Here is a 19,655-nt window from a genome sequence, read left to right as displayed (position 1 = left end):
TACGGGTCAGAGAAGCCGAAGGATCACGGCTACGGGTCAGAGAAGCCGAAGGACCATGGCTACGGGTCAGAGAAGCCGAAGGATCACGGCTACGGATCCGACAAGCCGAGCGACGACGGCTATGGCTCCGAGAAGCCGAAGGACCATGGCTATGGCTCCGAGAAGCCGAGCGACGACGGCTACGGCTACGGCTACGGCGAGGAGTCGAGCGACAAGGGCTACGGCAAGGAGCCCAGCGACGAGGGCTACGGCTCCGACAAGCCGACCGAACACGGCTACGGCTATGGGTACGGCGACGGGTACGGCGACGAGGAACCGCACACACCCGAACCCACGCCCAGCAAGACGCCGCCCCACCACGAGCCCCCGACGCCTCCGTCCGAGAAGCCGGATCACCCCCAGATGCCGGACACCGGCGCCGAGAGCGTCATCGCGGGCGTGGCGGCCAGTGGGGCGCTGCTGATCGCCGGAACCATCATGTACCGGCGAAGCCGGGCCACGTCCCGTCGATAGTGCACCAGGTGCCGGCGCGGTCAGGGGCCTCCGCCCCTGACCCCCGGCCCGGGGCGGCCAGGACCGTCCGGGCCTACGCCGCCGGCCCCTCGTAGGGCAGCAGTTCCGGCCGTTTCGGCGGCATTCCGTCGCCGGACGACCGGCCCGTCAGCCGCCGCCCGATCCAGGGCAGCAGATGCCGGCGCGCGAACCGCACGTCCGTGACCCGTCGCGTGACCCACCCCGGCGGCAGCGTGGCCGGCATCGGCGTGCGCCACTCGGTGTCCTCGGGGTCGTGACCGAGCGCCTGCCACACCGCCTCGGCGACCCGGCGATGCCCCTCGGGCGTCAGATGCAGCCGGTCCACGTCCCACATGCGGGGGTCGGAGAGCGACGGGGCACCGTACAGGTCGACGACGAGCGCGCCGTGCCGTTCGGCCAGTTCGTCGATGCAGACGAACAATTCCTCCATGCGCGGCCGGAACCGCTCCAGGACCGGGCCCTGGCGGCCGGGGCTGCGCATCAGGACGAGCTGCTTGCAGGACGGCGCGAGCGTCTCCACGGCCTCCTCCAGGAGCCCGCGCACCCGCCCCATGTCGCACTTGGGTCGCAGCGTGTCGTTGAGCCCGCCGACGAGCGTGATCACATCGGCGCCCATCGCGGCCGCCACCTCGACCTGCTCCTCGACGATCTGCCCGATCAGCTTCCCGCGCACCGCCAGATTGGCGTACCGGAAGCCGGGGGCGCGGGCGGCCATCCGTCCGGCGAGGAGGTCGGCCCAGCCCCGGTAGGAGCCGTTCGGGAGCAGGTCCGACATGCCCTCGGTGAAGGAGTCGCCGACGGCGACCAGGCTGGTGTGAGTGGGGTTCGTCTGCATGGCGACAGAGATGGTACCGGGGCGACATACCCGTCGGTCGGTCGGCCCGGGTTACCGCTGTGGCCGGCGGTCAGGCCCGCTGTCCGAACAGCTCCCGCAGCACGTCCTCCATGGTCACCACCCCCGCCAGCAGGCCGTCGCTGCCCAGCACGGCCGCCAGATGCGTACGGCTGCCCCGCATCGCCGTGAGCACGTCGTCCAGCGGCGTGCTCTCCCGCACGCGCGCGATGGGCCGCATGTCCCGCACCTGGAGCGGCACATCCCGCGGGGAGGCGTCCAGCGCGTCCTTCACATGCAGGTAGCCGACGATGCGGCGGCCCTCGTCGACGACCGGGAAGCGGGAGAAGCCCGACTCGGCCGACAGCCGCTCCAGCTCCTCCGGCGTGACGCCCACGCGCGCGTAGACGACGCGTTCCAGCGGAAGCACCACGTCACGCACCGGGCGACGGCCGAGCTCCAGGGCGTCGTTCAGCCGCTCCCGCGCCCGCTCGTCGATGAGTCCGGCATCGCCGGAGTCGCGCACCAGCCGGGCCAGCTCGGCGTCCGAGAAGGTCGCCGTGACCTCGTCCTTGGTCTCGACACGCATCAGCTTCAGCAGCGCGTTGGCGAAGGCGTTGATCGTGAAGATCACCGGCCGCAGCGCCCGGGACAGCGTGACCAGCGGCGGACCGAGCACCAGGGCGCTGCGCACCGGCTCGGCCAGCGCGATGTTCTTCGGCACCATCTCGCCGAGCAGCATGTGCAGATACGTGGCCAGCGTCAGGGCGATCACGAACGACACCACGTGCCCGGCGCTCTCCGGCACGCCCACCGCGTGGAACACCGGCTCCAGTAGATGCGCGATGGCGGGTTCCGCGACCACACCGAGCACCAAGGTGCACAGCGTGATGCCGAGCTGCGCCGCCGCCATCAGCGCGGACACGTGCTGCAGACCCCACAGCACGCTCTTGGCGCGCCGGTCGCCCTGTTCGGCGTACGGCTCGATCTGTGAGCGTCGCACCGAGATCAGCGCGAACTCGGCGCCCACGAAGAAGGCATTGACGACCAGCGTCGCGAAACCGATGAGCAGCTGTACGGCGGTCATCGCCCACCCTCCTTCTCGTCCTGCTCCGCCATGTCGTCCAGCGGTGCGTGCAGCAGCACCCGGGCGGCCCTGCGGCCCGCGGCGTCCACCACGTCGAGCCGCCAGCCGGCGACCTCGACGCGGTCACCGACGGCGGGGATCCGGCCGAGCTCGGTGGCGACCAGACCGGCCAGCGTCTCGTACGGCCCCTCGGGCGCCCGCAGACCCACGCGCGCGAGGTGGTCGACCCGCGCCGAACCGTCGGCCGAGAACAGCGCCCGGCCCTCGTCGTCGCGGCCCGCGGCGGCGAGGTCGGGCGTCTCGTGCGGGTCGTGCTCGTCCCGCACCTCGCCGACGACCTCCTCGACGATGTCCTCCAGCGTGGCCACGCCCGCGGTGCCGCCGTACTCGTCGATGACCACGGCCATGGTGCGCTTGCCGGACAGCCGGTCGAGGAGCCGGTCGACGGTGAGCGTCTCGGGGACGAGGAGCGGCTCGCGCATCAGCTCGGCGACGGAGACACGGGGCCGGCGCTCGGCGGGCACCGCCAGGATGTCCTTGATGTGCGCGGTGCCCACGACCGAGTCGAGGTTGCCGCGGTAGACGGGGAACCGGGACAGCCCGGTCGCCCGCGTCGCGTTCGCCACGTCCTCGCAGGTCGCCTGGGCGTCGAGGGCGACGACCTGGACGCGCGGCGTCATGACGTTCTCCGCGGTCAGGTCGGCCAGGTTCAGGGTCCGTACGAAGAGCTCGGCGGTGTCCGCCTCCAGGGCGCCCTCCCGGGCGGAGTGCCGGGCGAGGGCGGCCAGCTCCTGGGGGCCGCGCGCGGCGGCAAGCTCCTCGGTGGGTTCCACGCCGAAGCGGCGCACGATGCGGTTCGCCGTGTTGTTCAGGTGGGTGATGAAGGGGCGGAAGATCGCGCTGAACCAGCGCTGCGCGTTCCCGACCCGCTTGGCCACGGCCAGCGGCGAGGAGATCGCCCAGTTCTTGGGCACCAGTTCGCCGACGACCATCAGGACGACGGTCGACAGGGCGGTGCCGATCACCAGCGCGATCGTGCTCGCCGTCGAACGGGAGATGCCGAGCGACTCCAGCGGGCCCGCGATCAGCGCGGCGATCGACGGCTCGGCGAGCATGCCGACGACCAGGTTGGTGACGGTGATGCCGAGCTGCGCTCCGGAGAGCTGGAACGTCAGATTCCGTACGGCCTTGAGGGCGCCGGCGGCGCCCCGCTCACCGCGCTCCGCGGCCCGTTCGAGTTCGCTGCGCTCGACCGTGGTCAGCGAGAACTCGGCCGCGACGAAGGCACCACAGGCGAGCGACAGCAGGATCGCCACCAGAAGGAGGAGCACTTCGGTCATCGGGTCACCTCCGTCCCATCGTCGGACAGGGTGGGGAGGATCGCGCGATGTCGTCTACTGGGAGGCTCGCCCATGGGCGGACGCTCACACCTTTCATTGGAGGACCGAAGTGGTCCCCCAATAGTAAAGGACGGGCAAAGTATTTCAGTCTGTGAGGTGCTTCACCCACCGCCGCCACTGCTCCTCGGGCGCGTACCCGGCCGCGCCCCAGACATGGTGAGCGGTTTCGTTGCGGGTCAGCACCATCGCGTCGCCCCGCCGCCCGCCGAGCCGTACGAACCTCTCCTCCGCGGCGGCCAGCAGCGCCGAGCCGATGCCCCGGCGGCGGCGCTCCGGATGCACGGCCAGCCGGTACAGATGACAGCGCCAGCCGTCGAAGCCCGCGATCACCGTGCCGACCGGCTCGCCGTCCAGCTCGGCCAGGATCAGCGCCTCGGGGTCGCGGGCGACCAGCCGCTCCACGCCGCTGCGGTCGTCGCTGATGCTCGTGCCCTCGGCGGCCGTCTTCCAGAAGGCCAGCACACTGTCGAGGTCATCGGCCGTGGCGGCCCGTATCCGCAGATCAGTCATGCCGTGATCTCATCACGAGTGCCGGGACAGGGGGCGGAATTCCAGCATCCGGACGGCTACTTGGCGCGCAGCCGCTCGATCACCGGGGCGAACGCCTCCATGTACGGCTCCAGGACGGTCAGGTACGAGAATCCGTACCGCTCGCGCTGGGTCAGTACCTGCGCGGTGATCTGCTCCAGGGTGCCGGTCAGGACGATGGGCAACGCCAGAGCCTGCTCCAGGGTCAGCTCCGGTACCCGGTCGAGGAGGGGCTGGATCACGGCCTCGCGGTCCTCGGTGACGGTCACCATCTGGAGGAGCAGGTTCAGCTCGGCCGGTTCCGGCCGGTCCGCCGCGAACTTCCGGTAGCGGGCCACCCGTTCGTCGAGTTGCTCGGCCGTCACGGGGAGCAGCCGCCCGGTCGAGCTCTTCGGGTCCGGGTACGCGCCCCCGAACGCGGCGATGTCGGCGTGCTCGGCGGTCAGCCGCAGCACGCGGTCGCCGTTGCCGCCGACCAGCAGCGGCACGCGCGGCTTCTGCGTCGGCTGCGGCTGGTGCGACTCGGCCCCGAGCAGTCGCCGAAGTTCCTCGACCGTGCGCCGCAGATGGTCCACGCGCTCGCGAGGAGTGCCGAACGGCAGACCCGCCGTGTCGTGCTCCGCCTGTACGTAGCCCGCGCCCAGTCCCAGTTCCAGCCGCCCGCCCGTCAGGGCGTCGGTCGTCGCCACCTCGCGGGCGAGCAGGGCCGGGTTCCAGAACCCCGCGTTGAGCACGAACGTGCCCAGTCGTGGCCGCTCGGTCGCCTCGGCCGCCGCGACCAGGGCCGGGAACGGTGCGGGCATGCCCAGATGGTCGGGGACCAGGATCACGTCGTAGCCGAGCTCCTCGGCCCGGCGGCACTTGGCCCGCCACTCCACGGCCGGGGCGGGCGTCAACAGGTTGACGCCGAAACGGAACGGACGCGGGCCATCCGGTTGCGACATGAACTCTCCTCGCCTTTCAGGGACTTGAGTGCCTGCCGCGATTCCATCACTCGTGCGCGATGGCCGCCAGCACATTCATGCGCGATGCACGCAACGCGGGCAGCAGCGCCGCCACGACGCCCACGACCGCCGAGCCGATCACCACCCCGACGATCGTGCCCCAGGGGATCGCCAGCGCCGTCATGCCCTGCAACGCCAGCACCTGCTGGGTGCACACGCCCCACACCAGCCCCAGCGCGAGACCCAGGACCGCGCCGAACACGGCGATCACCACCGACTCCAGCCGGATCATCCGGCGCAGCTGCCGCCGGGCCAGCCCGATGGCCCTCAGCAGCCCGATCTCCCGGGTGCGCTCCACGACCGACAGAGCGAGGGTGTTGACGACGCCGAGCACCGCGATGATGATCGCGAGCCCGAGCAGGGCGTACACGAGATAGAGCAGTACGGCGATCTGGTCGTGCACCAGGTCCTTGTAGTCGGCGATGTCGCGGACCTGCACCTGTGGATACGGGTCGAGCGTCTTCTCCAGGCCGGCCCGCAGGTCGCCCGCGCTCGTGCCGGCGGCGGCGTTGACGTACACGGCTGCGTCCTGCCCGCCCGGTGCGTACTTGTCGAGGGTGGCCAGGCCGAAGTAGATCCCGCCCTGGCTGCCGAACCCGTCGGCGGACTCCTGGTCGGTCAGGGCGCCCACCGTCAGCTCGGCCCTACGACCGCCCTGGAACTCGACGGGGAGCGTGTCGCCGACGCTGACGCCGTGGTCCTCGGCGAAGTCCTTGTCCATGGCCAGGTGACCGTCCGCGAGCGCGGCAGCGGTGTCGCCCTGCGCGTAGGTGATGTTGGCGACCTTGTCGAGCTCGGGTTCGTACGCCGCGGCGGTCGTCTTCACCCGGTCGCCGTCGGGCAGACGTACCGCGATCGTCGCGAACTGCGAGCGTACGACGAGTCCCGCGCCCTCGGTCTCGTCGATCTTCTCGGTGATCTCCCGCGGGAACGGTACGAAGTTGCTGTTCTGCACGACGAAGTCGGCGCCCAGCGTCTTGTCGATCTGCTCGTCGAACGACTTGGTCATGGAGGCGCTCGCCACCGACATTCCGCCGACCAGCGCGAGGCCCACCATCAGGGCGGCGGCCGTGGCCCCGGTGCGGCGCGGATTGCGCAGGGCGTTGCGCTGGCTCATCCGGCCGATCGAGCCGAACAGCGCGGGGAAGGCCCCGCCGAGCACCCGGATCACGGGCCGTACGAGCAGCGGTCCCGCGATCACGGTTGCGACGAGGGTCAGCAGGACGCCGAGACCGAGCAGGGACGCCGCCGTCGACGTCTTCGACGACACGGCACAGCCCACGAGCGCCGCCGCACCGGCCGCCCCGACCACCGAGCCCACCACCGCGCGCATCCGCAGCGGTCGTCCGATATCGGCGATCTCGGCGTCCGCGAGGGCCGCCATCGGTGAGACGCCGGCCGCGCGCCGGGCCGGGAGGTACGCCGCGACGAGGGTGACGCCGAGGCCGACGACGTACGCGGTGACCGGGGTCACCCAGCCGACGGCCATCTCGTTCGCCCTGATGTTCATGCCCATCAGACCCATCAGCTCGATGAGTCCGACGGCAAGTCCGATGCCGGCGGCGAGGCCCAGCGTCGAGCCGACCAGCCCGAGCAGCAGCGCCTCGGTGAGGACCGAGCGCCGCACCTGGCGCCGGTCGGCGCCGAGTGCCCGCAGCAGGCCCAGCTCGCGGGTGCGCTGGGCGACCAGCATCGAGAAGGTGTTGACGATCAGGAACACGCCCACGAGGACCGCGACCCCGGCGAAGCCGAGCATGACGTACTTGATGATGTCGAGGAATCCGCCCAGCTGTTCGACGTCCGACTGGGCCTGCTCCGCGGCGGTCCGCAGCTCGTAGTTGTCCGTGTTCAGCGCGGCCGCCACCCGCTGCTTCAGCTCCGCGTCACTGACCCCTTCGGCCGCGTCCACCGAGATTCCGGTGGCGCCCTTCGGGTCGCCCAGCAACTTCGTCTGTGCGGTCGCGGTGTCGAAGAAGACCAGCGCGGCACCCGGATTGGTGGTCGTGAAGGTGACGATGCCGACGACCTCGACCGGGAAGGAGCCCTCCTGCCCGATGACCGTGAGGCGGTCGCCGATCCGTACGTTCTTGCTATCGGCGGTGTCCGCGTCGATCAGCGCCTGAGTGTCGCCCTCCGGTGCGTGGCCCGAGGTGAGCTCCACGGGGCTGCGCTCGGTCGGGTTCCAGGCGGTGCCGATCGTGGGGGCACCGGTGGTCGGGCCCACCGACTCACGGTTCTGGTCGGCGACGGTGAGGCCCTGCACGTCCACTTCCGGGCGGGCCGCCGCGACGCCGTCGACCTTGGCGATGCGGTCGGCCAGGGAGGCCGGCAGGGTCAGGGTCTGTCCGGAGGGCACCGTCTCGTCGAGGGTCTCCCTCGGGGTGACGGTGACGTCGGCGGCGGTGGAGGCGAAGAGCCGGTCGAAGGTGCGGCTGACGGTGTCCGAGAAGATCAGGCTGCCCGCGACGAACGCCACGGAAAGGATCACCGCCAGGGCGGAGAGCAGCAGCCGCCCCTTGTGGGCGAGGAAGCTGCGGAGCGTCGCCTTCAGCACGGGTCAGGGCTCCTCGGGCGACGGGTTGCCGGTGGGGATCGCTCCTGGCGCGGGTCCGCTGTCGTCGAACTGGTCGCGGATCACGTCGGAGCCGGGGGTCTGGGGGTTCGTCCCGGTGAAGAGGCGCATCCGCTCCAGTACGGCCTCTGCCGTCGGCCGCTCCATCTCGTCGACGATCCGCCCGTCCCCCAGGAAGAGCACCAGGTCGGAGTGGGCGGCGGCGCCCGGGTCGTGGGTGACCATGACCACGGTCTGCCCCAGCTGGTCGACGGCCTCCCGCAGGAAGCCGAGCACCTCCAGGCCGGCCCGTGAGTCGAGGTTGCCGGTCGGTTCGTCGGCGAAGATCAGTTCGGGCCGGGAGGCCAGCGCGCGGGCGCAGGCGACGCGCTGCTGCTGGCCGCCGGAGAGCTGGGACGGCCGGTGCTTCAGCCGGTCCCGCAGCCCGAGGGTGTCGATGACCTGGTCCAGCCACTTCTCGTCGGGCTTCTTGCCCGCGATGTCCATGGGTAGGGTGATGTTCTCGGCCGCGTTCAGGGTCGGGATGAGGTTGAACGACTGGAACATGAACCCGATCCGGTCCCGTCGCAGCCGGGTCAGCTCGCGGTCCCGCAGCCCGGTGATCTCGGTGTCGCCGAGCCACACCTGCCCCGCCGAGACGTCGTCGAGGCCCGCGAGACAGTGCATCAGCGTGGACTTACCGGAACCCGACGGTCCCATGACCGCCGTGAAACGGCCGCGCGCGATGTCCACGTCCACCGAGTCGAGGGCGAGCACCGTGGTCTCGCCCGAGCCGTAGGCCTTGGTCAGAGCGCGGGCGCGGGCCGCGATCCCGTCGGCCGACGCGGGTTTCGGGGCGTGCTCCGCAGCTGCTGTGGACAAGACCGCCTCCTCACGGACGTAACGGACTCCTCGTCCCCGCCGAGCGTAATGTGATCCACCCCACACCTGGTATCCCCCCGAGGTCCCGGTCTGTCTCCATCCCAGGTCGGGTCCCTGATATCGGTGTAAGGGGCACCCTCCGCCCCTGGGGTGACCCCTTGCCGTTGCTAGCGCCCGAGCGCTAGCTTCTAGGTATGGCGAAGACCCAGCTGAACGTGAGAGTCGACGAGGGCACGGCCCGCGCCGCTCGCGAACGTGCCCTGGCCCGTGGCATGAGCGTCAACCGCTACATCGAGGAACTGGTCAGAAAGGACACCGGGGAGGTCGGCCACACGTTCGTGGACGCCGCCGCCGATTTCATGAAGCAGTACGAGTCCGTCTTCGCCGAGGAATTCGGCGCGGAGCGCGAAGGTCGCCGCTGATCCGTTGAGCAATCTGACCATCGACCTTGCCTGGCTGCTGATGCTGGCCGAGAAGCGGACGCCGGGGGATCCCCAAGTCGCCGACTGGGGCGCTCTCGTCGCCGCCGTCGCCCGCCATGAGGCCCAGATATTCGACATCCCCGTCTACGACAGCCCGCAGGCCCGCGCCGCGGCCCTGCTCCAACTGCTCATCCACGTCCCGGCGTTGGAGCGCTCCAACGCGCTGTTCGCCTCCGCCGTGGCCTATGCCTACCTGGTCGCCAGCGGCCTCAAGGTCGTCACCTCACCCGAGCAGGTGCGTGACCTGGCACGCCTGGTCAAGAGCGGTGAGGCCTCCGTCGAGGACATCGCGCGCGAACTGCGCCAGTGGAGCCTGTGATCAGACGGGCCGCTCCTCGGCCGGCCGCCACGCCGTCCCCAGCACGCAGTACGACGACGGGAGCACCGGCCCCCGCTCCGGCATCATCACCCGCCGGTAGGGGCCGAGCTCGAACCCGGCCGCACGCAGCGCGGCGACCGGCTCGCGGGAGAGATGGCAGCCGCCGCTCACCAGCGGCCACACGGTCCGGTCCAGCGCGCGCTGCGTGACGTGCATGGCGGGCCCGCCGCCGCGCCCGTGCTCGAAGAACCGCACGACACCGCCGGGCCGCAGCACCCGGCGTATCTCACCGAGCGCCCGCGGCACGTCCCGCACACTGCACAGCACCAGCGAGAGCACCACGGCGTCGAAGGCCTCGCTCTTGACCGGCAGCGCCTCCGCCGCGCCCGGCACCACGTCCACCGGCACGCCGGCGCGCAGCGCGGACTCCACCGCCAACTTCCGCAGCAGGCGCTCCGGTTCGATGGCGACGACCTCCGAGACCGCGCTCGGATAGTGGGCGAAGTTCAGACCGTTGCCCGCGCCGATCTCGATCACCCGGCCGGACAGCCCGGAAAGCAGTCGGTCGCGTACGCCGCCCATACCCATCCGGGTCTCGGCGTTGACGCTCATCCGGGCGTAGAAGCGGGCGAACAGCGGGTGGTGCACGGCATCCCGTGCCACCTTGCCGGAGCCGGCGGGCCGTGCGGACCTCAGGGCCATGGGGACCTCCCGGACGGGACGGGACTCACTCCCGATTGTCCCCCGTACGGGGCCGGCGCACCCCCGCTGTCGCTACCGAAGCCTCAGCCGATGAAGTCCCGCACCTGCTCGTACACACCCTGGTCGTTGTTCATGTCGGTGTGCGAGACGCAGCCGACCTCGACGTTCGTCGCGCCGCTGAGGATCGCGGTGGTGTCGGGCGTGAGCGCGTCGTCGCAGTTCGACCAGTAGCTGGCGTACGACACGTTGCCCGGGGTCTCGTCGCCGGAGTTCAGGGAACTCAGGAACGAGCTGCCGGTGTTCATCTCCGCGCAGGAGGTGTAGAGCCACGCGCACCACGAGGCGGTGGTCGTGCCGTGGTTCACGCCGGCCGTGGAGACGAAGTCGTCGACGTACGACGTCCCGCCGAGGTTCTTGAGGTAGGAGCGGGAGCTGAGCGCACCCATGGAGTGGACGACGACGTCGACCTTCGAGGCGCCGGTCCGGGCGAGCACGTTTCTGATCTCGGTCGCGAGCTGCTGGGCGGTGGTGGTGTTCGACTGGGCCCAGTCGTACGACCAGGCGTCCAGCTCGGAGGCGCTGTAGCCGTCGGCCTCGAAGTAGCCGATCCAGTCGTCCCAGCTGCTCGCCGAGCTGCTGAGGCCGTGCACGAAGACGACGGGGTCGTGGGTCGCGGCCTGCGCGGGTGTGGGGGAGAGGGACAGTGACAGAAGGAGCGAGGTCGCCAGGGCCGAGACGGTCGTGGCGATGCGACGCGTGGTGCGCTGCATGATGCCTCCTGAAACGTGTGGGGTTGTCAGGAGTGTCGAGCCGGGTCTACGCGCGCCGCATCGGCGAAATCGCCGGTCTTTACGGTTCAATTAACTCGCCAGTAACGTCACTTGTGTGGTGACTCCGGTGAACCCCCCACCTCTCGACCGCACTTCGCCACTGTCGCACGCGGACGCGTGGCGACAGTCGGCGTCGGCACTGCCCGAGGGCGTCCGCGTGCGCGTGCTGCGTGCCGTGTACGGCGATCCGCGCGCCGCCGCCGAACTGGTCCCGCGCCTGACCGACCGCCAGGCGACGGGCGTCGACCCGCTCCCCACGGCACCGGCCGAGCTGGCCCCGTCCCTGCTGCGTGAACGCCGGGCGGAGATCAGGGCGTTGCCGGACGACACCCGGCTCCTCCTGCTCCTCGCCGCGGCCGACCAGTACCCCGTGTCCACCGACGCCTTCCTGCGCGCCGTCATGGCCGCCCGCCTCGACACCCGGCTCCTGGACGCCGCCGAGGCGGCCGGGATCGCGCACTCGGGAGCGGGCGGGGTGGTGTTCCGCGACGCGTGGACCCGGATCGCCGCCTACGAGACGGGCTCCCCGGCCGACCGCCGAGACGTCCACCACCTGCTGGCACGTGTGCTGGGCGGCGCGGGCGAGACACCGTGGCGCTCCTGGCACCGGGGCGCGGGGGCGCTCGGCCCCAGCGCACGCCTGGCAGCGGAACTCGGCGCCGCCGCGGCCAAGGCGGGGGAGGCGGGGCGCGTGTCGGTGGCACGGGCACTGTCCGAGCGCGCCGCCGCACTGTGCCCCGACCCGTCCGAACAGTCCCGCCTGCTGACCCGGGCCGCCGCGTACGCCTGGCGGTCGGGCGACGGGGACCGGGCACGCAGGCTGGCCGCGGCCACCTCCGACGACGCGTTGACCGGGGTGCTGGCCCTCCGGGCGGGGAACGCTACGGAGGCGTTCGACGCGTTGCTGATGGGGGTGGTGAGCTCAGCGGCCGTCGGTGATGACGAGGTTGGCGTGCGGTCGGCGGGCTCTGCTGGGAGGAGGTCCGGGGCCGCAGGTCACGCTGCCTCTGTGTCGGGGGTGTCCTCGGTTGGCGGAGTTGCCGGACCGTCGGCGGGCTCTGCCGGCAAGGGGTCCCGGGCCGCAGGTCACGCCGCCTCTCCACCCGCAGCACCCTCTGCCGCCGACGTTCCCGCACCGTCGGCCGTCACGGCCGCCCCCGCTCCCGCCGCGTCAACCACCGTTGTGGCCCCCGGCCCCACCCCGGCCGTCCACCTCCTCGCCCGAGCCACCGAAGCCGCCGTCTACACCGGAGATGTGCGCCGGCTGCGCGAGGCCGCCCGGGTCGCGGATCGGCTCGGGCTGGTGGCGCCCGGCACGTTGACCGGGCTCGTGGCCGCCTTCGACGGGCGGTACGAGGACGCGCGTGACCTGCTGAAGGCGGCGGCCGGGCGATGTGGGCCCGGTGGTGACCCCACCGTCCTCATCCACGCCGGGATCGCCGCGCTGCTCCTCGGCGACCACACCCGCGCGGCCACCGCGACCGTCCGTGCGGCTGCCTCCGCCAGGGCGCTCGGCACGCCGGTCACCGTGCCGCAGGCCATGGAGTTCCGCGCGTACGCCGACTTCTGGACCGGGCGCCCCCGGGCCGGCGAGGCCGCCGCTGCCGACGCGCTGTGGCAGGCCCACGCGAGCGGGCAGGACAACGGCGCCTGTCATCTGCAGGCCGCCCTCGCCATGTTCGCGGCGCTCACCGGTGACGCCGACGTCTGCCGTGAACGCGCCACGACGGCACGGTCGTACGCCCTCACCCACGGCCTGGGCCTGCCCGCCGCCCTCGCCCAGTGGGCGCTCGCCTACCTCGACCTGAGCAGCGGCCGATTCGCCGCCGCGGCCGCCCGACTGCGCGCCCTCGCCGGGTTCGGCCCCGGCCACGGCCACCGGGCCATCCGCCACCTGGCCACCCCGCACTACGTGGAGGCCGCCGTCCGTACGGGGGACACGAGGGTCGCCCGAGTCGCGCACGCCGACTACCACCGCTGGGCGAGCACGGTCCGCAGCCCCGACGACCTGGCCCTCAGCGCCCGCTGCCGCGCCCTGCTCGCACCCGGCGAGGAAGCCGTCGAGCACTACCGCACGGCCCTCGACCTGCACTCCCACGGCACCCGCGACTTCGAACGCGCCCGCACGGAGCTGCTGTTCGGCAGCGCCCTGCGCCGACTGCGCCACCGCACGGAGGCACGCGACCGTCTGCACAGTGCCCTGGAGGCCTTCGACTCCTTCGGTGCCCCGCACTGCGCGGCCCAGGCCCGCACCGAACTCCGTGCCCTGGGCACCCCGGCCGCCCCCGCACAGCCCGGCCCCGACGCCCTCACCACCCGCCTCACGGCCCAGCAGCTGCTGATCGCCCGGATGGCCGCCGAGGGAGCCACCAACCGGGAGATCGCCACCCGTCTCGCCCTCAGCCCGCGCACCATCGATCACCATCTGCGGGGTGTTTTCACCCGGTTGGGGATCCGCTCCCGCATCGAACTGGTGCGGCTCATCGCCGAGAGCGACGCGAGCGAGGCCGTCTAGGTCCTGCCCGGCCCTGGCGGCCGACCAGCGGTCGTCTACGCGTCGGAGAACGCGCGGGCGAATCCGGCGAGGTTCCGAGGGCAGACCCAAGGGCCAGGGGCGTTGTGCCGATCCCCGACAGCCGTCTGTATTGGCCACGATCAGAGGATGGCACGAGGGTCTGGCACCTCGGCAGGCACGCCTCAGGGCGCCTCCCGCCCCCGGAACCCCTCCGCGTCCCACGTCCCGAACAGCCGCGGCGCCAGCCAACCCGGCGCCGCGGCGCGGAAGTCGGCGGGCGCCAGCGCCCCGGTCCCGGCCGGCACCGCACCCAGCAGCGGCGCCCCCGCGACGTCCGGCAGATCGGCGATATTGCAACGCGACGCCAGATCCGGCGACTCGGGCCAGCTGCCGATCACCACCCCCAGCAGGTCCAGCCGCCGGACGCGCAGTTCACGCGCCGTCAGCTCAGTGGTGTTCAGCGTGCCCAGGCCCGCTGATGCCACCACCAGGACCGGCGCCGCCATCAGCTCGGCCGCGTCAGCCAGCGTGCCGCCCGCCTCGTCGAAGCGGACGAGCAGACCGCCCGCCCCCTCCACCAGCACCAGGTCGTGGTCGGTGGCCAGCTTGGCGGCGGCCTCGGCGATCTCGTGCGGCCGGACCGGTGTGCGTCCGGCCCGTCGTGCGGCGGTCGCCGGGGCCAACGGGTCGGGATAGCGGGCGAGTTCGGCCGTGGTCACCGCACCCGCGAGCCGCGCCACCTCGTCCGCGTCCCCGCGCTCGCCCGGGCCCACGCCCGTCTGCGCGGCCTTCAGCACCGCCACCGACCGGCCGGCGGCCACCGCCGCGGCGGCGACCGCGGCGGTCGTGACCGTCTTGCCGACCTCCGTGCCCGTGCCCGTGATCACCAGTACCGGCATGTCAGCCCTCCCGCGCGGCCGCGCACACCGCGCGGGCGATCCGTGCCACGTCCGTGTCACCCGTGACGTACGGCGGCATCGTGTAGATGAGGTCGCGGAACGGCCGCAGCCACACGCCCTCGCGCACGGCGGCGTCCGTCGCCGCCCGCATGTCCACGGGGTGGTCGAGCTGGACGACCCCGATGGCGCCGAGGACGCGTACGTCCTGCACGCCCGGAATGTCCATCGCGGGCCTCAGCCCCTCCCACAACCCCGCCTCGATCCGCTTGACCTCGACCAGCCAGTCCTGGCCGAGCAACAGCTCGATCGAGGCGCAGGCGACCGCTGCCGCCAGGGGATTGCCCATGAAGGTCGGGCCGTGAGCGAGTACCGGCACCTCGCCCCGCGAGATCCCGTCAGCCACGCGGGATGTGCACAGCGTCGCCGCCATCGTCATATAGCCGCCGGTCAGCGCCTTGCCCACGCACATCACGTCCGGCGTGACCGCCGCGTGGTCCGCGGCGAACAGCGCGCCCGTGCGGCCGAACCCGGTCGCGATCTCGTCGAACACCAGCAGCACGTCGTGCGCGTCGCACGCCTCCCGCAGCACGCGCAGATACGCGGGGGAGTGGAACCGCATCCCGCCCGCGCCCTGCACGACCGGCTCGACGATCACCGCCGCCAGTTCGTGCGCGTGCCGCTCGATCAGCGACCGCAGTTGGTCGGCGTACGACTCCTCGTACTCCGCGGGCGGCGGGTCCGCGAACACCTGGCGCTGGAGCACCCCGGTCCACAGCTCGTGCATCCCGCCCTCGGGGTCGCACACCGACATCGGCTGCCAGGTGTCACCGTGGTAGCCGCCGCGCCAGGTCAGCAGCCGCTGCTTGTCGGGTCGGCCCAGCGAACGCCAGTACTGCAGGCACATCTTGACCGCGACCTCGACCGACACCGACCCGGAGTCGGCGAGGAAGACATGCTCCAGGCCGTCGGGCGACATGTCGACAAGGAGCTTCGCCAGGCGTACGGCGGGCTCGTGCGTGAGCCCGCCGAACATCACATGGCTCATCCGCGACAGCTGCTCGTGCGCGGCCTCGTTGAGCACCGGGTGGTTGTAGCCGTGGATCGCCGACCACCAGGACGACATGCCGTCGACCAGTTCGCCCGAGCCGTCCGCCCTCTTCAGCCGCACCCCGCTCGCCGACTCCACGACGAGCGGTTCGACGCGGCCCGGCATGGGGCCGTACGGATGCCAGACGTGCCGTCGGTCGAGCTCCAGCAGCTCCGGCACGGTCAGACCGGTGGGGCCGGGCACGTCAGGCATTGGGCGCGAGGTCGGTTCCGGCGCCCCGGCGGCGTACGGCGACCAGGTCGGTGCGCGCCTCGTTGGCCGGGGCGGCAGCGGCCGTACCGCACACACCGCCACCCGCGTGCGACCCGCAGCCGGCGCTCTCCTCGTGCGAACCGCAACCGGCGCCCTCGTGGGACCCGCAGCCCGCACTCTCGTGCGAGCCGCAGCCACCTCCGTCCGCCACCCGGTGCTCCGGCAGCGTCACCTGGCCGGTGCCCTCCACCTCGAACCCGGCGTCCGCGATCATCTCCAGGTCGGCCTTGCCCGCCTGGCCCTCGGTGGTGAGGTAGTCACCGAGGAAGATCGAGTTGGCCAGGTTCAGGGCGAGAGGCTGCATGGTGCGCAGATGGACCTCGCGGCCACCGGCGATCCGCACCTCGACGTCCGGGCAGACGAACCGCACCATCGCCAGGATCCTGAGGCAGCGCTGCGGGGTGAGGTTCCACTCCTTGGCCAGGGGGGTGCCCTCGACCGGGATCAGGAAGTTGACCGGCACCGAGTCCGGGTCCAGCTCACGCAGCGAGTACACGACGTCGACCAGGTCCTCGTCGCTCTCGCCCATGCCCGCGATGAGACCGGAGCATGCGGACAGCCCGGCCCCGTGCGCCTTCTGCACGGTGTCGACGCGGTCGGCGTAGGTGTGCGTGGTCGTGATGTCCCCGTACGTCCCCTCGGACGTGTTGAGGTTGTGGTTGTACGCGTCCGCGCCCGCCTCGCGCAGCCGCTCCGCCTGACCGTCGGAGAGCAGACCGAGACAGGCACACACCTCGACGCCCTCGTTCTGGTCCTTGATCGCCTTGATGGTGGCGGAGACCCGGTCCACGTCACGGTCGGTCGGGCCACGCCCGGACGCCACGAGACAGACCCGTTTGGCGCCACCCGCCAAACCGGCGGCCGCGGCCTGGGAGGCCTCGTCGGGCTTGAGCCAGGTGTACTTGAGGATGCCGGTGGTGGAGCCGAGGCGCTGCGAGCAGTAGGAGCAGTCCTCCGGGCACAGGCCCGATTTCAGGTTGACCAGATAGTTGAGTTTCACCCGTCGGCCGAACCAGTGCCGGCGCACCTTGCCGGCCGCGGCCACCACATCGAGCAGGTCGTCGTCGGAAGTGGCGAGGACGGCCAAGGCTTCCTCGCGGGTCGGCAGCTCGCGCCGAAGCCCCTTGTCCACCAGCGTGTTCAGCAGGTCCATGGGAGCTGATCCTGACGTACGAGGCGGCTCCGAGCCAAGGAGAGTTCGCACAACCCTGTCACTTCGATGTGTGGGTATTGCCACACCGTGGGTGGCGGACCGTGCGACTAGTGTCTGTGCACTGCCTACAAAAGCCCGGAGGAGCCATGGCGTTCGGCTGGATCGACGAGCAGGCGGAGCTGCGCCACCGGGCCGGACTCGTACGGACCCTGCGCCCGCGGCCCGCCGAATCGCCGCTCCTCGACCTCGCGAGCAACGACTACCTGGGCCTGGCCCGCCACCCCGAGGTCACCGAGGGCGCGGCGCGGGCGGCGGGGACATGGGGCGGCGGCGCCACCGGCTCACGGCTCGTCACGGGCACCACTCAGCTGCACGACGAGCTGGAGCGCGAGCTGGCCGACTTCTGCGGCTTCGAGGCGGCGCTGGTCTTCTCGTCCGGCTACGCGGCCAACCTCGCGGCGGTCACCGCGCTCGCGCCGCACGGCTCGCTGATCGTGTCGGACGCGGGCAACCACGCCTCGCTGATCGACGGCTGCCGACTGGCCCGCGGCACGACGCAGGTCGTCGCGCACGCCGAACCGGACGCCGTTCGCAAGGCACTCCAGACGCATGACGGTCCCGCCGTCGTCGTGTCCGACACCGTCTTCTCGGTCGACGGCGACGCCGCACCGCTGGCCGGGCTCGCTCAGGCGTGCCGGGAGCACGGGGCCGGGCTGATCGTCGACGACGCGCACGGGTTGGGTGTGCTCGGCGCCGGCGGTCGTGGTGCCCCGCACGCGGCGGGCCTCGCGGGCGCCGACGACGTCGTCGTGACGGTCACACTGTCCAAGTCCCTGGGCAGCCAGGGCGGCGCCGTCCTCGGCCCCGCCCGGGTGATCGAGCACCTGGTCAACGCGGCCCGGACGTTCATCTTCGACACGGGCCTCGCGCCCGCGGCGACGGGCGCGGCCCTGGCGGCACTGAGGCTGCTGCGCCGTGAGCCGGAGCGGGCGGCGCGGGCGCGCACGGTGGCACGCGAACTCCACGCACGGCTGACGGCCGCGGGTCTGGAAGCGGTACGTCCGGACGCCGCGGTCGTCTCCGTGCGCGCGCCGTCCCCGGAGGGGGCCGTGCGCTGGGCGGCCGAGTGCCGGGCGGCGGGCCTCGCCGTGGGCTGTTTCCGTCCTCCTTCCGTTCCCGACGGCATCTCGCGGCTGAGGCTGACCGCCCGCGCGGACCTCACCGAGGGGCAGATCGAACGAGCTGTACAGGTGATCCGCGAGACACGACCATGAGTCGGCGTGACACGGCCGTGCCGTCGCATCAGGCGGTATTGATCAGATCCGATCGGGACTGATCAGAACCAGGCCTGTCGGGGCTGTCGGGACAGTCCGTAAGTGGCGGGACTGTCAGGACTGGAACGCGGCCGTGAAACCCGCCCAGCTCTCGGGGGAGAAGAGCAGCGCGGGTCCGGCCGGGTTCTTGGAGTCGCGCACGGCGAGCAGTCCGGTCCATGGATCGGACTGCGTCCGTGCCGTCTCGACGCAGTTGTTCGCTCCCGTGCTGTAGCTGCTGCGCAGCCATCGCACACCGAGCAGATCGGCACTTGTGGGTACGTTCCGAGGCAGTGCGGTCATGGTGCCTCCTTACGCGCCGCCGGCTAGCGCGGCGATGTAATCCAGCGATTCCTCGGGCGAAAGGGCGTGGATCCGAAGGGCGTTGAAGGCCTCCGTGTAGGCCTGGAGGTCTTCTTTCCGTTCGAGGTAGAGGCTACTCGTCAAGTGGTCGAGAACAACCACATCCAGATCAGAAGTGTTCGAAAATGAGAAGATAACGAAAGGCCCAGTGATGCCGATATGTTCACCGGCCGTGAACGGCAGGACCTGCAGCCTGACTTGGGGCAGTCGCCCCGCCTCCATCAGCCGCCTCAGCTGCCCCGCCATCACCTCGGGCCCGCCGATCTCCCGGCGCAGCACCGCCTCGTCGAGCACCGCGCTCAGCTGCAGCGGTGGATCGCCATGCAGCACGTCCTGCCTGGCCAGACGCACCGCGACCAGCGCGTCGAGCCGTTCGTCGGCGGAGCCGGGTTCGTCGGCGAGTCCGCTCACCGCGGCCCGGGTCACCGCCCGGGCGTACTCGGGCGTCTGCAGCAGCCCGGGCACCACGGAGGTCTCCAGCGTGCGCATCGCGCTCGCTTGGGACTCCAGGCTGATGAAGTCCCGGTACGTCGGCGGCAGCACTCCGCGGTACGCGTGCCACCAGTGATGCCGGCCGCCCCCCTCGTCGGAGCCCGCCAACACCAGTAGCAGCTCCCGTAGTTGGGCGTCCCGAACGCCGTACGCGTCGAGCAGTAACCGCACATCGGCCGGTTTCACCCCGCTGGCGCCGGTTTCGATCCGGCTCACCTTGGACTGGTGCCAGCCCACCAGCCGGGCCGCCTCACCACTGGTGAGCCCGGCACTGGTGCGCAACGCACGCAGTTCCGCGCCCAGTTTCCGGCGGCGTACCGCGGGGCCGTGCTGCATGGGCAACTCCTTACTCCAACCGGGCCGCCCAAATACGCTCTGCCGTCGCAGAGTTCACCGCTTCGAGCGACAG

At 71.7% G+C, this 19,655-nt stretch carries 18 protein-coding genes and 1 pseudogene; 5 read left to right on the top strand and 14 right to left on the bottom strand.

Translation table 11 applies throughout. The features are described 5' to 3' along the window. A pseudogene (locus BLU79_RS48570) lies at positions 1-513 on the top strand (hypothetical protein); the annotation flags it as partial. Between the two features lie 73 nt (positions 514-586). Here the strand turns inward: BLU79_RS48570 and BLU79_RS03360 are convergent. The 7 genes from BLU79_RS03360 to BLU79_RS03330 all read right to left on the bottom strand — a co-directional run bounded on the left by BLU79_RS03360 (position 587) and on the right by BLU79_RS03330 (position 8,818). Further along, entirely contained in the window at positions 587-1,369 is a 783-nt protein-coding gene (locus BLU79_RS03360) for an SGNH/GDSL hydrolase family protein (RefSeq protein WP_093904037.1), read from the bottom strand. Between the two features lie 70 nt (positions 1,370-1,439). Then, a complete protein-coding gene (locus BLU79_RS03355; RefSeq protein WP_093904036.1) occupies positions 1,440-2,453 on the bottom strand; it encodes a hemolysin family protein in 1,014 nt (337 codons plus the stop codon). Continuing rightward, positions 2,450-3,793 (bottom strand): hemolysin family protein, encoded by a 1,344-nt coding sequence (locus BLU79_RS03350; protein ID WP_093904035.1) that lies wholly within the window; start codon positions 3,791-3,793, stop codon positions 2,450-2,452. Before BLU79_RS03350 ends, BLU79_RS03355 begins: the two co-directional genes overlap by 4 nt. Positions 3,794-3,937: 144 nt before the next feature. Then, positions 3,938-4,363 (bottom strand): GNAT family N-acetyltransferase, encoded by a 426-nt coding sequence (locus BLU79_RS03345; protein WP_093904034.1) that lies wholly within the window; start codon positions 4,361-4,363, stop codon positions 3,938-3,940. A gap of 56 nt (positions 4,364-4,419) precedes the next feature. Beyond that, complete coding sequence (locus BLU79_RS03340; protein WP_093904033.1) at positions 4,420-5,325, bottom strand: LLM class F420-dependent oxidoreductase; 906 nt, start codon at positions 5,323-5,325, stop codon at positions 4,420-4,422. A gap of 46 nt (positions 5,326-5,371) precedes the next feature. Continuing rightward, complete coding sequence (locus BLU79_RS03335; protein WP_093904032.1) at positions 5,372-7,939, bottom strand: ABC transporter permease; 2,568 nt, start codon at positions 7,937-7,939, stop codon at positions 5,372-5,374. 3 nt (positions 7,940-7,942) lie between these two features. Next, on the bottom strand, positions 7,943-8,818 hold the full coding sequence (locus BLU79_RS03330) for an ABC transporter ATP-binding protein (RefSeq protein ID WP_256333118.1): 876 nt from the start codon (positions 8,816-8,818) through the stop codon (positions 7,943-7,945). A 194-nt stretch (positions 8,819-9,012) separates the two neighbouring features. On the opposite strand from BLU79_RS03330, the gene BLU79_RS03325 reads away from it, so the two are divergent. Together BLU79_RS03325 and BLU79_RS03320 are read left to right on the top strand one after the other, a co-directional pair. Beyond that, positions 9,013-9,240: an antitoxin gene (locus tag BLU79_RS03325; protein WP_062704383.1), complete on the top strand. Its 228-nt coding sequence runs from the start codon at positions 9,013-9,015 to the stop codon at positions 9,238-9,240. Positions 9,241-9,244: 4 nt separating this feature from the next. Beyond that, on the top strand, positions 9,245-9,619 hold the full coding sequence (locus BLU79_RS03320) for a fic family toxin-antitoxin system, toxin component (RefSeq protein ID WP_093904030.1): 375 nt from the start codon (positions 9,245-9,247) through the stop codon (positions 9,617-9,619). On the opposite strand, the gene BLU79_RS03315 is transcribed toward BLU79_RS03320, so the two are convergent. Continuing rightward, complete coding sequence (locus BLU79_RS03315) at positions 9,620-10,321, bottom strand: class I SAM-dependent methyltransferase (protein ID WP_093904029.1); 702 nt, start codon at positions 10,319-10,321, stop codon at positions 9,620-9,622. An 83-nt stretch (positions 10,322-10,404) separates the two neighbouring features. Further along, the gene (locus BLU79_RS03310) at positions 10,405-11,091 is read right to left on the bottom strand and encodes an esterase/lipase family protein (RefSeq protein ID WP_093904028.1); all 687 of its coding nucleotides are present in this window, start codon (positions 11,089-11,091) and stop codon (positions 10,405-10,407) included. Between the two features lie 118 nt (positions 11,092-11,209). Between BLU79_RS03310 and BLU79_RS03305 the strand changes: the two genes are divergently transcribed. Beyond that, positions 11,210-13,666, top strand: coding sequence for a LuxR C-terminal-related transcriptional regulator (locus BLU79_RS03305; RefSeq protein WP_371131806.1), 2,457 nt, complete (start codon positions 11,210-11,212; stop codon positions 13,664-13,666). Positions 13,667-13,848: 182 nt separating this feature from the next. On the opposite strand, the gene bioD is transcribed toward BLU79_RS03305, so the two are convergent. Genes bioD through bioB form a run of 3 tightly spaced genes read right to left on the bottom strand, consistent with a single transcriptional unit; the run spans position 13,849 to position 17,078 of the window. Beyond that, positions 13,849-14,565 carry a dethiobiotin synthase gene (gene bioD / locus BLU79_RS03300; RefSeq protein ID WP_093904026.1) on the bottom strand — a complete coding sequence of 239 codons (717 nt, stop codon included), beginning with the start codon at positions 14,563-14,565 and terminating at the stop codon, positions 13,849-13,851. A 1-nt stretch (position 14,566) separates the two neighbouring features. Further along, entirely contained in the window at positions 14,567-15,865 is a 1,299-nt protein-coding gene (locus BLU79_RS03295) for an adenosylmethionine--8-amino-7-oxononanoate transaminase (protein ID WP_093904025.1), read from the bottom strand. Beyond that, positions 15,858-17,078, bottom strand: a complete 1,221-nt coding sequence (gene bioB / locus BLU79_RS03290) for a biotin synthase BioB (protein ID WP_093904024.1) — start codon at positions 17,076-17,078, stop codon at positions 15,858-15,860. The genes BLU79_RS03295 and bioB overlap by 8 nt, the downstream gene beginning before the upstream one ends. A gap of 146 nt (positions 17,079-17,224) precedes the next feature. On the opposite strand from bioB, the gene BLU79_RS03285 reads away from it, so the two are divergent. Beyond that, a complete protein-coding gene (locus tag BLU79_RS03285) occupies positions 17,225-18,352 on the top strand; it encodes an 8-amino-7-oxononanoate synthase (protein WP_093904023.1) in 1,128 nt (375 codons plus the stop codon). 114 nt (positions 18,353-18,466) lie between these two features. Here BLU79_RS03285 and BLU79_RS03280 read toward each other — a convergent pair whose 3' ends face one another. Beyond that, positions 18,467-18,694, bottom strand: a complete 228-nt coding sequence (locus BLU79_RS03280) for a DUF397 domain-containing protein (RefSeq protein WP_093904022.1) — start codon at positions 18,692-18,694, stop codon at positions 18,467-18,469. Positions 18,695-18,703: 9 nt separating this feature from the next. Further along, positions 18,704-19,582 (bottom strand): helix-turn-helix domain-containing protein, encoded by an 879-nt coding sequence (locus BLU79_RS03275; protein ID WP_093904021.1) that lies wholly within the window; start codon positions 19,580-19,582, stop codon positions 18,704-18,706. Between the last annotated feature and the right edge of the window lie 73 nt (positions 19,583-19,655).

The organism is Streptomyces sp. cf386, assembly GCF_900103585.1.
Lineage (GTDB): Bacteria > Actinomycetota > Actinomycetes > Streptomycetales > Streptomycetaceae > Streptomyces.
This window is presented reverse-complemented; position numbering and strand designations above follow the sequence as displayed.

Bases quoted from the DNA above. Each gene is read 5' to 3' on its own strand.
- BLU79_RS03285 (WP_093904023.1), top strand. From the start codon at position 17,225: ATGGCGTTCGGCTGGATCGACGAGCAGGCGGAGCTGCGCCACCGGGCC.
- BLU79_RS03310 (WP_093904028.1), bottom strand. From the start codon at position 11,091: ATGCAGCGCACCACGCGTCGCATCGCCACGACCGTCTCGGCCCTGGCG.
- BLU79_RS03350 (WP_093904035.1), bottom strand. From the start codon at position 3,793: ATGACCGAAGTGCTCCTCCTTCTGGTGGCGATCCTGCTGTCGCTCGCC.
- BLU79_RS03295 (WP_093904025.1), bottom strand. From the start codon at position 15,865: ATGCCTGACGTGCCCGGCCCCACCGGTCTGACCGTGCCGGAGCTGCTG.
- BLU79_RS03360 (WP_093904037.1), bottom strand. From the start codon at position 1,369: ATGCAGACGAACCCCACTCACACCAGCCTGGTCGCCGTCGGCGACTCC.
- BLU79_RS03325 (WP_062704383.1), top strand. From the start codon at position 9,013: ATGGCGAAGACCCAGCTGAACGTGAGAGTCGACGAGGGCACGGCCCGC.
- BLU79_RS03340 (WP_093904033.1), bottom strand. From the start codon at position 5,325: ATGTCGCAACCGGATGGCCCGCGTCCGTTCCGTTTCGGCGTCAACCTG.
- BLU79_RS03345 (WP_093904034.1), bottom strand. From the start codon at position 4,363: ATGACTGATCTGCGGATACGGGCCGCCACGGCCGATGACCTCGACAGT.
- BLU79_RS03280 (WP_093904022.1), bottom strand. From the start codon at position 18,694: ATGACCGCACTGCCTCGGAACGTACCCACAAGTGCCGATCTGCTCGGT.
- bioD (WP_093904026.1), bottom strand. From the start codon at position 14,565: ATGCCGGTACTGGTGATCACGGGCACGGGCACGGAGGTCGGCAAGACG.
- BLU79_RS03355 (WP_093904036.1), bottom strand. From the start codon at position 2,453: ATGACCGCCGTACAGCTGCTCATCGGTTTCGCGACGCTGGTCGTCAAT.
- BLU79_RS03315 (WP_093904029.1), bottom strand. From the start codon at position 10,321: ATGGCCCTGAGGTCCGCACGGCCCGCCGGCTCCGGCAAGGTGGCACGG.
- BLU79_RS03275 (WP_093904021.1), bottom strand. From the start codon at position 19,582: ATGCAGCACGGCCCCGCGGTACGCCGCCGGAAACTGGGCGCGGAACTG.
- bioB (WP_093904024.1), bottom strand. From the start codon at position 17,078: ATGGACCTGCTGAACACGCTGGTGGACAAGGGGCTTCGGCGCGAGCTG.